Origin of the sequence: Pontixanthobacter luteolus (assembly GCF_947494915.1) — a bacterium.
In the GTDB taxonomy this organism is placed as follows: Bacteria; Pseudomonadota; Alphaproteobacteria; order Sphingomonadales; family Sphingomonadaceae; genus Pontixanthobacter; species Pontixanthobacter luteolus.
In genome coordinates this window covers 828752-843739 of record NZ_CANLWR010000001.1, presented here as the reverse complement: position 1 = coordinate 843739, position 14988 = coordinate 828752, and the positions used below count along the sequence as shown (strand labels likewise).

General features: G+C 58.1%; 11 protein-coding genes and 1 tRNA gene. 1 reads left to right on the top strand and 11 read right to left on the bottom strand.

All coding sequences use genetic code 11. From position 1 onward, the window contains the following. Positions 1 to 3: 3 nt before the first annotated feature. From PO778_RS04020 to grxC, 9 genes are all read right to left on the bottom strand, one after another. Positions 4 to 2085, bottom strand: coding sequence for a proprotein convertase P-domain-containing protein (locus PO778_RS04020; RefSeq protein ID WP_271438685.1), 2082 nt, complete (start codon positions 2083 to 2085; stop codon positions 4 to 6). Between the two features lie 47 nt (positions 2086 to 2132). Continuing rightward, positions 2133 to 7145 (bottom strand): hypothetical protein, encoded by a 5013-nt coding sequence (locus tag PO778_RS04015; RefSeq protein ID WP_271438684.1) that lies wholly within the window; start codon positions 7143 to 7145, stop codon positions 2133 to 2135. 64 nt (positions 7146 to 7209) lie between these two features. Next, the gene (locus PO778_RS04010; protein ID WP_160729796.1) at positions 7210 to 8271 is read right to left on the bottom strand and encodes a hypothetical protein; all 1062 of its coding nucleotides are present in this window, start codon (positions 8269 to 8271) and stop codon (positions 7210 to 7212) included. Between the two features lie 71 nt (positions 8272 to 8342). Continuing rightward, entirely contained in the window at positions 8343 to 8825 is a 483-nt protein-coding gene (locus tag PO778_RS04005; RefSeq protein ID WP_160729795.1) for a hypothetical protein, read from the bottom strand. A gap of 14 nt (positions 8826 to 8839) precedes the next feature. Next, complete coding sequence (locus PO778_RS04000) at positions 8840 to 9817, bottom strand: DUF11 domain-containing protein (protein WP_160729794.1); 978 nt, start codon at positions 9815 to 9817, stop codon at positions 8840 to 8842. Between the two features lie 364 nt (positions 9818 to 10181). Continuing rightward, positions 10182 to 10258: transfer RNA gene (locus PO778_RS03995), tRNA-Arg, on the bottom strand. Positions 10259 to 10298: 40 nt separating this feature from the next. Next, entirely contained in the window at positions 10299 to 10784 is a 486-nt protein-coding gene (locus PO778_RS03990; protein WP_271438683.1) for a DUF1178 family protein, read from the bottom strand. Next, positions 10781 to 11605, bottom strand: a complete 825-nt coding sequence (locus PO778_RS03985; RefSeq protein ID WP_271438682.1) for a carbon-nitrogen hydrolase family protein — start codon at positions 11603 to 11605, stop codon at positions 10781 to 10783. The genes PO778_RS03990 and PO778_RS03985 overlap by 4 nt, the downstream gene beginning before the upstream one ends. A 6-nt stretch (positions 11606 to 11611) precedes the next feature. After that, positions 11612 to 11875, bottom strand: a complete 264-nt coding sequence (grxC, locus tag PO778_RS03980) for a glutaredoxin 3 (RefSeq protein WP_160729791.1) — start codon at positions 11873 to 11875, stop codon at positions 11612 to 11614. A gap of 173 nt (positions 11876 to 12048) precedes the next feature. Here grxC and PO778_RS03975 point away from each other — a divergent pair, with 173 nt between their 5' ends. Next, the gene (locus PO778_RS03975; protein ID WP_271438681.1) at positions 12049 to 12522 is read left to right on the top strand and encodes an Hsp20 family protein; all 474 of its coding nucleotides are present in this window, start codon (positions 12049 to 12051) and stop codon (positions 12520 to 12522) included. A gap of 400 nt (positions 12523 to 12922) precedes the next feature. On the opposite strand, the gene pyrG is transcribed toward PO778_RS03975, so the two are convergent. Then, positions 12923 to 14557, bottom strand: coding sequence for a CTP synthase (gene pyrG / locus PO778_RS03970; protein WP_160729789.1), 1635 nt, complete (start codon positions 14555 to 14557; stop codon positions 12923 to 12925). Between the two features lie 89 nt (positions 14558 to 14646). Continuing rightward, positions 14647 to 14988 carry a preprotein translocase subunit SecG gene (gene secG, locus PO778_RS03965; protein ID WP_160730627.1) on the bottom strand — a complete coding sequence of 114 codons (342 nt, stop codon included), beginning with the start codon at positions 14986 to 14988 and terminating at the stop codon, positions 14647 to 14649.

Genomic DNA, 14988 nt, shown 5'->3' with positions numbered 1-14988 from the left:
CCTCTACAGGATTTTGAAACGCGCGCGGAACGAGGCCGTACCGCCAGCATTCAAGCTTCCCGATGGCCGGATGCGCAAGGCGTCGATATTCTCATCACACCCTTCGCCATCGTCCATGGGCAAATAGCCCCAGGTCAATCCGTCGTCCTCTGAGAACTCCAACGAATCTGTGTCGCTTGTCAGTGACGTAAAGCTGTAACTGAGGCCAGATGCTGGCGATCCATCGGTAAATACAACTGGGCCGCTGCCGCCGATACTAGCAATACACATCTTGACGTCGGCCGGGAAAATGTCACTCAGAACGATATTCTGGACCGGGTATGTGTTCGGGTTGCCGACGGTAAAATTATATTCGAACAAGGCGCCCGGAATGGATTTGGGGTTCGTCGAATTGTTGACCGGATCAGAAATGACCGAGCTAACTTTCGTCACGTTCAAGTTCGACACCGGATAGCAGAACGAGATGTCATGCAGCGCGATACCTTGCAGACCGGGATCGTTCGGCGCTGCTGCATAGTCGCCGTACCTGATGACAATCGTGTCGACCGCGCTCTGGAACGTGACGACGACATTTCCGTTCGCCTCTGCATCCGCAGAGGCCCCATCGCCGAATGCCTGATTACCAATGACATAGTTTGCAGTGCCGTTGGTGAGCACCGGAATGACGGTCGCCCCGTCGAGATAACCCACCACTTCGACGCGATCGGCAAATTGGTTGGCGTTGAAATCAACGTCAAATATGCGGAACTGTGCGCGGCTCATATCAGCGGGCAAATTGATCGTTGTGACAACTTCTGACGTTCTGGTTGGCAGATCGACAATTTGCGACAGTGCAAACTCGCCCGTCCCGAAACCGCCGTTGATCACGTTCTGACGTGCAGGTGATTGGCCGCCATAGGTCGCGCTGTTGTACCAAGTGCCCGGGTTGGTGATCCCAAAGGTGATATTTCCAAATGGCCCAAGCGGATAGCTGCCCGACGTATTGCCCGCGTTCCATGCGACCGTATTCCAGTCGAAGATCACCGAACCGTTGGGGCACACTACAGTTGGCGGGGTGCCGGCAACGCGGGTTCCGCTGACTGTAAAGCTGCGGGTTGCGTAATCATCCTCCGAGGTCACCCCATTGTTGACCGTGGAATCCGGGTCTGGAAGCGAGCTTGCGATAATCTGGGCCGTATTGGTTACGGTTGCCCCGGACGATGCATTTACGTTGCCGCTAATGGTGATTGACCGACTGCTCGACGGAGGGACGCTTCCAACTATCCAAATCCCTGTATCGTCGTCGTAATCGCCGGTCCCGCTCGCGCCTGTGAAGGTGAAACCGGACGGCAGAATGTCCCGCACCTGCACGCCCGCTGCGGTGCCCGAAGACGAGGCGGCGCTTGAAACGGTAAGAGTGTAGCTGATCGCAGAACCGGAAGTCGGGGTCGCATTGCTCACGGACTTGGAAAGCGACAGGTCAGCGCTCGGGCCCATCAGGTATAGCGTTGCGTTCCGGAACGTGCCGTTGTCAGCACCCGGGAAAAGGTCGCAAATTTCAAGCCGCCACGTGCCAGCAGAATTCTGCCCGTTAAAGGCGCTGAGCAAATTCCGCGGACGGAAAGTGTTCTGATATGGCGGGGCAGTGGTAGAGTGATTGACGGAATTTCCGTCTGTATTGACAAGCGTTGCCGCCGCATCGTCCAGCAGGACGTTGAAATTGTCGCCGTTGACATTCGTGGTATCACCATTGGTAAGCTGCACACGCGTTCCCGCCGGGGATTGCAAGGTCAGCTGAATGTCGCCTCTCCACGAATGTGTGGCAAGGACGCCGATATTCACATCGCTGAGTACAAAGCTGCTGCCGACTGTGAATGTGCGAACAAGCGGCGCAGCTGGTGAACATGTGGTGGTGCCGTCTATCGTACCGGTTGTCGTGTTGCTGACAGTTACAGACTGCGCTGCAGCCGGGCTGGAAACAATCACAAGGAAGGCAAACAGCAGCCAAAAGGCGCAATGAGCGGCGACCGCACGCATACGCGCCGATACAATCTCGCATCCAACAAAAACCTGCCGCCAGAACATGCGGAATTGATAGAACGGCATGGTTAATGCGGCCCTAACTTCTGATGAACTTGTTATAGCCGCGCCGCTCATCGGCCCAGCCCCAGGAAGCCGAATGTATCGGCGTCGAACTTGATCCGGGCACTTGCATAAATGCCCTTGTCAGTGTTGCGAGCGGCCGAGAAATCATCGTCGCGGAAACCACTGATATTGTAGCCGACCGTGATCAGAGTGTCCTTGGCAGGCGAGAAGCCTACATTCGGACCGAACGAGAAACTTGTGACATTGTCGGTCAGGTTGGCGCGGACCGTTGCAGTGGCGCCGATTTCGAACTTCTCGCCGATGCCAAAGCGGGCATCGAGGCCGGCCAGCGCGGTAAAGCCAGCCAGATCGAAACCCTCGAACTGGTCAAAGTTATACCGCGCGCCAACAAACAGACCGAATTCATCACGGCGGTTCTGATATTCGATGCCTTCGATATTGCCGAGATCGTCATATCCGCGCGGCGACCAATTGGTCGAAAGGCTGCCGATAATGCGGCGCGATTTGGCATCGCCGGTTACGGTCAGCGCAGTGCGGCCAGCAGGGCCAGTTTCACCGGCCACGGCATTGGTAACCTGATCGCTGCGGAATTCGAGTTTGCCGAGAAACGCGATTTCGGAATTATCCGGTCGGTGCGCAACAGCCACCGCGCCATCGAAGATTTCAGTCGATGCGAAATTGTCGCCATCGGCCTTGGTCCAGGTGAAGCCGGAGCCGACAACGCTGCCCTCGCCCAGCTGACGGATCGCGCCGAAGGTAAAGCCCTTGCGATCGGCGAATTCACCGTCGCGATACTCAGCCCGTGCCGTCGCGCTCCAGCGGTCCTTGCGATAGGCAGCGCCGAAGGTCACCGCAGTGAAGTCTTCGACAATCGATCCGTCTTGGCCCAGCTGTCCGCCGCTAGCGATCGGCTGCGCCGGGTTGATGATGTCGGTAACGGCGACACCGCCGCCCAAGGTGCGGCTGCCATCGACGGTGGCATCAAGCATAAGCGTTGGCGAAACCTGCAAAGACTGCGCAAGACCAAAGGCCGCAAAACTGCGATTGCCATATTCACCGATAGCTTGCTGGCCCAGCGAGGTGACGATCCGTCCGCCCTGCCACGGTGCAACTTCGATACCTGCACGAACCGTGCGGGCGTCGATGCTCTCGCCATCGGCGATCTCGTAGAGGCCGACCAGCTTAACGTCGTTTATAACAGCATAGCGAGCGGTCAAGCGGTGGCGCGCTGGCAGGTCCACCGACTCAGCCTTGTCGAGTGCCACGCTGGTGCTGGCGCTGAGTTCGAGCTTGTTGTTCAGGAACCGGTGAGTCGCGCCGCCTTCGAGCAAGGTCGACTTGTTCCGCGAACCATCATCAAGACGGTCGTTGAAGTGCGAGATGCCGAGTTGAAGGTCGGTGTCACCCGAGCGATAGTTGCCCTGAACCTGCACCGCGTGACGCTTGCGGTCGTCGGTCAGACTTTCATCGCGCCATGCACTTGCGACAACCGACAGGTGTTCGCTGAATTCATAGCGGGCATCGACGCCAACCTTCGCGCGGCCGCGTTCTGCGCCGCTTTCCTGGCCGACACCGAAGTCTGCATCCAGCCAGCGGACATAGGCGAGAAGATCAACCGGGCCGGCGCGGTGTTCTGCTTCGACCATCCATCCGGTCGATGTCTTGCCCTCGCTGCGGCTCATGGCCAGTTCAGCGCGAACTTCAGTAGTGTCACCAAGACGGGCACGAACATCGACAGCACCGATATTGGTGCGGGCTTCGTCGCCCTTGTCGCTGATTGCAGTGGCGCCGATGCGGATCTTGCCCGACGGGTCGGTCCATGTCGCGCGGGCGCCCGCGTTCAGCTCACCGCCCGATAGCTCGTCGATTTCGTAATCCGCGACGATGAATTGCGGGTTGAGGTCGAAGTCGCGGCTCAGCACCGGTTCGCTGAATGTGATCGTGCCCGATAGCAGATCGATGTCATAATCGATGAAACGGGTCAGCTCGCGGCGATCAACGATAACTTCCGAACGGAAACGGTCGCGGGTTTCGATTGCGATGCGTTCGCTGTTCGCGATGATCCGGCGGCTGCTCAGACGGTAAGGTCCGCTGATGCCTGCACCCTGGATTTCATCGCGGCGATAACGAGTGGCAATTTCGGCGGCAAAAGCCTGTGCTTGGATTGCGCCCACCCGCGCCTCACCCTTGAAGCCGGTTGCGGTGCGGTTGTAGCGGGCCAGCTGGGTCTGGTCGAAACCAGTCTGGAAATCGCCGTACAGCGCGTAGAAAGTCGAAGTTTCGATCCGGACATACAGTTTCTCACGCGATGCAGCGTCGAAACGGCGGCTCGAAGTGTCAGCAAACACAGTGTAATATGCATTCGGATCAAGCTGGCCCAGCACACGCTGATCGTCGCGCTGCTTGGCGCTGTCATACGCCAGTGTCAGCAGAAATTTGCCCAGGACACGGCCTTTCGCATAAAGCGCGACGCGTGCCTTGTCGCCAAGATCGCTGTCGAAGCGGCCGCTGCGTTCCATGTTGTCCGCAACCGTGCGCGCGCCGATCGATCCTTCGGCGAGGCCGACGACCGTCCATTCGATATCGCCTGGTTCCAGCCATGCTTCGAGTTCCTGCTGACGCGTAACTTCGCCGTCAGCAAAACGGAAGTCGAGACGGACCGAACCGCTGACCATGGTTGGGGCAAGCTCGATCCGGGCGATGCCGTCCGAACCCTCGACCATCCAACGGGCACCGGTGTTGCCGCCGCCTGAAAGCTGGAGCAGCTGCTGCTGCGCGATCTGGGACGCACTCTGATAAGGCGCGTTAATGATGAATTCGCCTGAGATGCCCGCGCGAACAGGGCGGCCATTGCGGTCGGTGATGCGAACCGCAACGACAGGTTTGGCCGTACCGTCGGCGACCAGCACGGACTCGCTACGCACCAGTTCGGCACGGGCAGCGGTCGACGTGAAATACACATCGCGCTCAAGCTCTTTGGAGACACCGCCAAGCGAGTTGATGATGTTGGCGGTGAGCTTGGTCTGTTCGTTTTCCAACGGCACACCGCGCCACAGGCTGACAGCGTAAGGGCCGTCGCTGGCACTCTTGATGCCGTCGAATGCTGTCGCGCTAACCGGCTTGCCATCTACGAACAGCTCGGCCTTCTGGCCTTTGCGATGGCGAATGGCGACGCGGATTGCCGGGGTACGCGGATTGTAATCAATTTCAGGGAAGAGCCAGCCATCAGGGCCATCGCCCTGTTCAAGCCAATCCACATTGCCGAGCTCTTCTGCCGCTTGCTCTTCAGCGAGCTGCGCCACAGCGAGCGGGTCTTCTGCTTTCCAGCTTACCGGAAGGTCGGCATGGAAATCTGCAACCAGCAGCGATCCGCCCTGCCCGATCGCGAACCGCGAATTCGTGCTGCCGGTGCTGCGGGTAGAACGATAGCAGTCAACGAACTTGCCGCCTTCGGGAAGCGTGTTTTCGGCAGCCTGAACCACGTGGGTTCCCGGCACCAGGCCTTCGAAGTGATAGCGCCCGTCGATGTCAGTAATTGCAAAGCTGCCATCCTCGAGCGTTACGCGGACACCCGGAATGCCGACACGGTCATCACGAAGGTCGCACGTTCCGGCGGTGACACGCCCGATCAGGGTCATGCGTCCGGCAATGGTTTCGCGCTGGATATCGACATACGCGCTTGCAGCAACAGTGTTGCCGCGGCTGTCGGTTGCGGTTGCGCGGTTTTCTGCCTGTCCCGGAGGGGCATCAGGCCGCACGACCATGGCATAGGTAACGCGTTTCTGTGCGCCGCCTGCAATATCACCCAGCGAGATCGTGAGTTGGCGCCCGTCAGCAGCGGTGGTGACAACATCGCCAGCTTCTGCACCATCAACGCGGATTGAATCCTTGCGGAGGCGGAGCCAGGGCGACGGCGTATCGACCAGAGTGACATCGCGTTTGATGCGGCCGGAATCCTGATTGCGGGCAATGATCGAATAGAAAACGACGTCGCCCGGCTGGGCCGTGTTGCGCGAAGCGGTCTTTTGCAGGCTGACGGCGATGCCAGGGCGGTCGAGCGGAATGTCGATCCGAACCGGGGTTGGATCATTCAATTCGAATGTCCCGCCATAAGACGCGTCAAGAATACGGAATATGCCGCCATCTGGACGGGTGAGCTGGGCAATCTGCGCCGGTGTCGCAACCGAAGGCGCGGTGTATGGCGAAGGCGGCTCTACGACGATGCGGTAGTTGCCCAAGAAGGTCAGCGGGAACCAGTATTCACCCGGAGGCATCGGATAAACGTTACCGGCAGCGTCGGTGATCGGCTGGCCGGAGATAACTGTCGATGGCCACGGCGTGACACCGTCTTCAGCGAACACGGTCGCTGGCTGGCCGGTCACTGCGTCGACCAGCGTGACACGCGCGCCATTCACGGCTTCGCCTGTTTCGCTGTCGAAAACCACGCCGAAGGGATCTGCCAGAACGTCAACAATGGTTGAAATCAGGATGTCGCTGTCGCCGATACGGCGGATGGCGATATTGATCGCATCGCCAGCGCGGACGCTAAGCACGCAATTCCGAACGATTGCCGCGGGCGGAACGCTGATGGTCGGGATCTGCCCGATGAAAATGCCGGTGTTTTCGCCGGTTTCGTAAATGGTGATCTCTTCTTCGTCACCATCGCTACCGTAGATGACGGCGACAAGGCTATCGACAGCGCCAGCGTCTGTATTTGCTTGCGGAGCACTGACACGGAACAGCAGGTCCTGGCCAGGGCGAACGGTGCTCGACGGGTTTACCGGAAGCGAAACTCCGCCTGATTGGGTGCTGGACAGCCCGCGAACGGTCTGACCGTTACAAAACGGCGGGTTGTAGTTGATGATGTCCCCGTCAATCGGTGCGGGAACATAGGTGATGATCGTAACCGGCGGCGGCAGAACTGCCAGTTCGACCGGATTTGAAACCGTTGTGCGCGGCCCGGCTGGATCGCTCCAGTCGGCCCGCGCCACATTGGTAATTGTCTGCGCGTGCGCACTCCCTCCAAGCACGACGAAATGCAGCAGTGCTACCAAGAGCACTGCTGCACAATCGCGCAAGGAAGGGATGAAACGCACCATGCTAGGTGATCAAATAATCAGCAGATCAATTGATCGTGGCGCGGAAATACAAGGTGCGGGTTACGTCTGCAGCGATATCGCTGAGAGTGCCCGTTACCTGGTCTTGCGTGCCCGGAGCATTGTCGACAAAGTTGCTGTTGGCATTATCAACACCGTCAGCCTGGCAAGCGCCAGTTCCGTCCACCGTACCATCGATGAAAACACCAAACACGTCGTCGATCTCGAGGTCGACCGGCAGGTTATCGGTTACGGTAACGCCTGTGGCAGTTGCCGCGCCGGTGCCGTTCGAAACTGCGATACAGTATTCGACCACTGCACCCGGAATTGCTTTCGGGTTGGTGGTGCCGTTTACCGGATCGCTGATGATGACGCTGGTTTTGGAAACCGTGACGGCTGCTGCAGTGACGACGAAGCCGTCAGTGTCAGAGAAGTCGCCGGCGTTCGCCGCGTCGGTATCACCTGCGCCGTCAGCCAGAACTGTATCGACACCTGCGGTATTTGCACCGGCAGTATCGGTCAGTTCAGCGCCCAGCGAAGCAGCTGTGCCGCCTGCGTGTGCATCGGCTGTGAGCGTGATATCAGCCACGTCGCCGGTGTTCGCACCAACAGGAATGTCAGCGGTCACGAAGACAGTACGGATTTCGTCCTCAGCCATCTCGTCGAGATATGTGACGAGAGTATCGGTGGCGGAATCGAACACTCCGTCGCCGTTATCCTGCCAGATCTGAATGTTAGTCGGCGTGAAATCGTTGCCCGCTGCGAGAGCGGTCGAGAGATCAAGGTCGACAACGTCGTTCGACAGGTTCTGGATATCGAACTGAAGCACAGCCTCAGTCTGATTAGGCGATACAGCGGTACGTCCGATATCGCCCGATTCAGTCACAGTCACGTCAACCTTGCGGTCAACCGTGAAGGTATCTGTATCCTGAACTGCGGTCTGATTGAACCCGCCGACCTGGTAATCGACGGTGACGGTGTTGGCGATTGGGTCGCCTGCCGTCGTCCCGGCCGCGTAGGCCGGGCTTACGCTTAAGGCAATGAGTGCTGTCGCGCTCACCGCCCCAAGCATTTGCTTGGTACGTTTCATGTTATTGGTCCTTCTTATGCGACCCGTGATTCCCCGACCGCCCACGGGACTAGGCGGCTTCCCTCCGCTTCTCAGCGAACGAATGCGTTAAAGGTGACTTGTCCGGTTTCGCCCGGCTGGATCATCTTGAGTGTCCAGCGCAGGTGGGTAACATCGCCAGCCTGTGCGGCGCGCGTTGTACCGTCCTCATTGGTTACCGTCAGTTCTGCGAGCGCAGCCCAGGTGGAGCCACCATCAACCGAAACTTCGAGCGCCGGATCGTTGTCTTCCGCAAACACGACCGCGCTCGAAAGCGGATTGGTCAGTTTGAAGTTTTCAACCGGCTCGGTGCTCTGGTTGCGGTAGTTGTTGCGAAACAGAAGCTTGTCACCGGGAACCACCACGCTGGTGTCCGCCAGTTCCGTCTGCTCTGTTCCATCATCAGCGGTGACAGTCTTCACGACCTTTACATCGCCACTGATAACCATCGCCTGCTGTTCTGCCTGAGCAGAAACCGGCGAGGATACGAGTGCGGCCGCGACCGCAAAAATTCCGAAAATACGACCTGTTTTCATTGTTCTATTCCTTCTCAGTCGACGCTTACGTCGAAAGTAACGGAGTAATCTGTGCCGCCAGCAGCGGTCCCGATGTCTACGGAGATGCCCGCCGCGTCCGATGCCTCACCGGCGTCAGCGTCGGCAGCATCTGTCAGTGCAGAGCCGTCGAGTGCGAGGGAGGACGCGACGTAAGTCGTGTCAGCCGGGATCGGGTCGGTGATCAGCAGTCCGTTAACCGAACCGCTGCCGGTAACCGTGGCTGCTATTGTATATGTAATGACCGACCCGGGCACGACGGTGGTTCCGCCGAACGGGTCGAGTACAGAAGCTGATTTGACCAAGTCGACTGTAGTGATGCCGACGATGATCGTGCCGATGGCATTATCATCTGCACCGTTGGGGCCAACCACGGCATCGCCGCCGTTTTCGCCCTGCCCGGCAAACGTCGTGCCTGGGGTGCCGGTGCCTGTCACCGCTTCAGCGAGCAGATCCACATCAGCCTGATCAAGGTCGACCGCAGCCGCCGGAACGCTTAGCAACACAAACACTGTAAGAATCTGGTCGGGATCAAGGATCGCGGTTGTTTCCGGACCGACGAGGATTTCGTCGACACCCGGATCGTAGACGCCGTTACCGTTGGTATCGACAGCTATGCCATCAACCGTCGGATCGAAATCGTTGCCTGCCTGCGCCGGGTTGGCGGTCAGGAAGTAGGCTTCTGGACCGTTGCCCGTGTTGGTGACCGAAAATGTCAGCACCGCGTCACCGGTCGTCGCAGGGATCGGCCCTGGATCAAGCGATGCGACCGCGACGTCAAGAAGCTCATCGACCCTAAGCACCACGGTGTTGGAATCGATTGTCTCTTCGCCGCCGCCTGCGTCGTAAGTCGCGCTCGCGGTGTTTTCGATGAGGGTCCCGGCAGGCACACCTTCAGCCAGCGCCGGTGCGGCGATTGCGAGGAGGATCGAGCCTGAAATAACCCTTGCGGACGTAATAAGTACTTTTGCCATAGGGGGCATTTGCCACACGAAGGTTAGCAACTGGTTAGCATTCGCTAAGATTGTCAGACCCTCAACCTAGGTATTCTGCGGTTAATCTAGCGTTCAGGCGCGCTGCGAGGCCTAACGGACAAGGCAAATATTGCGTTAACCATGCTTGGGTTGAACACTGCTGCAGAATGCCGGATAAATTGTCCGGAAATCAGCGCTTTGCATTTTCTCTGAATCCGGAACCCACTGAGGGACCGAGGCTAGATTGCGCACATGGACCGCCGACTGCAGCGAGCGCGAACGGCAGAACGGCCATAAAACGCACGCGCAGATCGCTCAGGCCGCCCGATTGGCCAGGTGCTCTAAAGAGATGATTTGCAGGGTATGGTGCGCCCGACAGGATTCGAACCTGTGGCCCCCAGATTAGGAATCTGGTGCTCTATCCGACTGAGCTACGGGCGCGACCAAAATTGCCTCTAAGGCTCTCAGACGCACGATGCAATCAGTTCAAATCTTCCGGCGGAGTGACGGGAAACGGCAATGGTGCAACCGCAACCCCTTCATCGATCAAGTCCTGCGCCTGTTCCGCCGTCGCTTCCCCGTGGATCAGTTGCTGCTTCTGTTCGCCGTAGTGCATGGCACGCGATCTGTCCGCAAAGTCCTTGCCCACCCATTTGCTGTCCTTAAGAGCCTGCGCCTGAGCCGTCGCCAACTTTTCAAGAACTTTGACAACTTTCTGGTCTAACTTATTGTTTGAAAGCGCAACATTGTCATTTCCAGTCGACTGACCGGTAGCTGGTTGATCAGGCGCTCGTGCATTACCCTTCACCGGCACGGCCGGCGCCATCGGTGCCTTTGCAATCTGGGTGCTCCCGCATTCCGGGCACATCAGATAGCCATTTTTGCCCTGCTCAACAAAGTCACCGGTCGATTTGAACCAACCTTCAAACCGGTGCCCTTCGCCGCAGTGGAGATCGAATACAATCATGGTGCGTCAGACCTAGGGATATCGCGGCGGTTGGCAAGACTGGGAAGCTGCCGGCGGACTTCTTCGATCCTGGAGAGGTCCAGTTCTGCAAACTCCAACCCTTCTCGCTGCTCCATGTCGAGGATCACTTTGCCCCAAGGATCGACCACCAGGCTGTGCCCGTATGTATCCCTCCCATCCTCATGCTGGCCAACCTGCGCCGCTGCGACCACAAACGCGCTCGCTTCAATCGCTCGGGCGCGCTGCAGGATATGCCAATGGTCCCGCCCCGTCGGGACCGTGAACGCTGCCGGAATTGCGATCAGATCGCATCTTTGTCCGCCAAGTTCTTGAAACAATGCAGGAAACCTTATGTCATAACAGATTGTCAGACCCAGTTTCCCAAGCGGTGTGTATACCGTCGAAACCGCATTTCCTGGCTGATACGCGTTGGATTCCCGCCAGCTTTCTCCGGTCTCAAGGTCCACGTCGAACATATGGATCTTGTCGTATCTGCCACGGATTTCGCCGTCGGCATCAATCACAAATGCACGATTGGCGAACCTTCCGCCCTCGGCCAGAACCGGCAGTGAACCGAGCGACGCCCAGACACCGTGCTCCGCACACGCCTGACAGACTGACGTCAAGACGCCGTTCTGCCCCTCACTAACGATATGTTTTGCGGCCCTTTTCCGATTCCGATCCAGCAACCCGCACATTTCCGGCGTGAACAGCATCTTGCCGCCACCTTCTGCGGTCGCCTTGACAGCTGCCACAATTGCAGAGCCATTTTCTTCCGGGTCGATGCCCGAAGTCATCTGAAGGATCGAAATGCGGTGCATAGGTTTCTATCCCGCCAGAAGGGCATCCAGCTCCCCTGCACGCTCCAGCGCGGCCAGCTCGTCCGAACCACCAACGTGCCGGTCACCGATGAATATCTGCGGCACAGTTCGCGCACCGGGGGCACGCTTCAGCATGGCTGCCTTGTCCGGGCCGCCCATCGAGATGTCGAATTCAGTGAAATCCACGCCTTTGCTGGCAAGCAGCTGCTTGGCGCGGTGGCAATAGCCGCAAGTAAACTTCGTATATATATCGACTTTTGGTGCGGTCATCGTGAAACTCTTTCCTGGCCGTCAGGCCGATTGCGCAGCCTCTTGAACGCGCTGCGTTTGACCCTAGATAATACATGTTTCCGGCGCCGCAACGGGCCGGAACTTCAACCTTCGGGGTCGCCGTTTCAAACGGGTCCCCGGCTGGCAAATTGCTCAACAGAGGATTTGATACAATGTCACGATTTGATTTCACACCCTACCGCCGCAGCACCGTCGGTTTCGACCACCTTTTCGACTTGCTTGAAAATCAGGCGCGTACGACCGGTGGCGACAATTATCCCCCTTTCAACATCGAGCGTCGCGGCGAAGACAATTACCGCATCACACTTGCAGTGGCGGGCTTCAAGCCAGCTGACCTCGATATTACCGCTCAGCAGAACCTGCTCACCATTCAGGGCAAGAAGCGAGACGAACAGGCAGATGGCGGTGACATGCTGCATGTCGGGATCGCAAACCGCGGTTTCGAACGCCGTTTCGAACTGGCCGATTATGTCCGCGTTGATGACGCGAAGCTGGAAGACGGCTTGCTCGTCATTGATCTGCTGCGCGAGGTACCTGAGGCGATGAAACCGAAAAAGATTTCGGTGAACAACCAGGCTTCGCTGGAAGTGGTCAAGAATGATGGCGACGAGGCGGACGCCGCTTAAGTCAGCCGCATTCCGAATTGATATAGGCCCGTCCTGCGTCAAGCATGGCGGGCCTTTTCATTGTGCAGAATCAATTGGGGGCAGACCCGAAAGTCCACCCCCGCGACGACAAGCGTCGCCTCGTCCGGATTTGACCGTCCGGGTCGCAGAAGACGATCAAATCCGGGACAAGCCCAAATTTCGGATAACCCACCGTGCAGCGCTTTCGACCCCATATTGAAGCGCGCGCTGTCACCCTTGCTTGATTTCACTAGGAAAATAAAGGGTCTTGACCCGGATTTGTGGTGCACGTCGCAATTTTGGACGCTTTGGACTTGCCTGAAATTACCCAAATGAAGGTCAATCCGAAATCTTGAGAATAGGAAGCCTTTGTTTTTTGGGTTTTAATCGGCAACCAGATTTACACGAGACGGGATTGACGAACCGCAGCAGCAATGAACCCATCAAACAGTGGATGAGGTTCAAAGGGCCGGGATTTTAGTTCCGGGTGGAACTGCACACCGACAAACCAAGGGTGCTCAGGCCGTTCGACGATCTCTGGAAGAAGCCCATCGGGCGACATTCCCGAGAATACCAGTCCGCAACCTTCAAGTGATTCGCGGTAAGCTGCGTTGACTTCGTAGCGATGCCGATGCCGCTCGGAGATGTCCGTCTTCCCGCCGTAAATAGCACTGACATGGCTGTTGGGGGAAAGTTTCGCGTCATAGGCACCCAAGCGCATGGTACCGCCCAGATCGCCATCCTCGGCGCGTTTCTCCAGCCCTTCTTTGCCCATCCATTCAGTGATGATGCCGACCACCGGTTCCTCGGTCGGGCCGAACTCGGTTGAAGATGCCTTGTCGTGTCCGGCAAGACGGGCGCCTTCAATGCATGCCATTTGCATGCCAAGGCAGATGCCAAAGAATGGCACATTGCGTTCACGTGCAAAACGCACGCTCGCAATTTTGCCTTCGCTTCCGCGTTCACCGAACCCGCCGGGCACAAGGATTCCGTGCAGCGGCTCGAGCTTTGAAGCGATCGCAGCATCATCTTCTTCGAAGACTTCTGCATCAATCCAGCGGATGTTGACCTTGACCCGGTTTGCAAGGCCGCCGTGGATCAGCGCTTCATTCAGCGATTTATACGCATCCTGCAGGCCGACATATTTGCCTACAACGCCGATTGTAACCTCGCCCTCAGGATTGAAGAACCGATCGGTCACATCATCCCAGCGCGAAAGGTCCGGGTCGGGTGCGTCGGTAATCCCGAAACCGCGGAGAACCTCTGTATCCAGACCTTCCTGATGGTATTGCAGCGGGACGGAATAGATCGACGGCGCATCGAGGGCCGGGATCACTGCTTCCTGCCGCACGTTACAGAATTGCGCGATCTTGCGCCGCTCGCTCTCGGGTATTTCGTGTTCGCTGCGGCAAAGCAGGACGTCCGGCTTGATCCCAAGCGATGCCAGTTCACGCACAGAGTGCTGTGTCGGCTTGGTCTTCAGCTCGCCCGCTGCGGCGATATAGGGCACCAGCGTCACGTGGACGCTCAGCGTCTGGAACGGTTCAAGTTCGTTCCGCAGCTGACGGATTGCCTCCATAAACGGCAGCGATTCGATGTCCCCGACCGTTCCGCCAATTTCGCACAGGACGAAATCGAGCCCCTCTGTCTCCGAGACAGCGAATTCCTTGATCGCGTCGGTTACGTGCGGGATCACCTGTACGGTCGCGCCGAGGTAATCGCCGCGGCGCTCCTTCGCGATAATGTCCTGATAAATCCGCCCGCTGGTCACATTGTCGCTCTGCCGGGCAGACACGCCCGTGAAGCGTTCATAGTGACCAAGATCCAGGTCGGTCTCCGCACCGTCGTCGGTAACGTAGACTTCGCCGTGTTGATACGGGCTCATGGTTCCGGGATCGACGTTCAGATAGGGATCAAATTTCCTGATCCGTACACTGTAGCCGCGCGCCTGCAGCAATGCTGCAAGACTTGCTGCCATGAGACCTTTGCCGAGCGAGGAGACCACGCCGCCGGTGATAAATATGTACCGCGCCATGGGAGTTGGGCCTTAAGACTGGAATCGGAGTCGGCGCAAGCACATTGCTGCGCAGGCGCGCATCCATCCACAAGTGTTATTGAAAAAGATTAGTTATCGAGGTCCGCGAGCGGGTCGTCCGAAGGCGCTTCGACCGGAGCGGCAGCCGGTGCAGCTTCGCCAGCGGCAACCGAACGATCAACGGTGGATGTAATTTCACCCGTGCCGCTGGATTCCACCGCAATCGCTGCAAGGGCAATCGACAAAACCACGAACGCGATCGCCAGCCATTTTGTCGAACGGCTGAGGAAATCGGCAGCGCCGCGCGCACTCATCATCCCGTTCGGGCTCCCGCCGACACCCAGACCGCCGCCTTCCGAGCGTTGCATCAGGATGACTATGACCATCGCAAAGGCAATCAGTGCCTGAACGACGGTGAGAAACAGAAACAG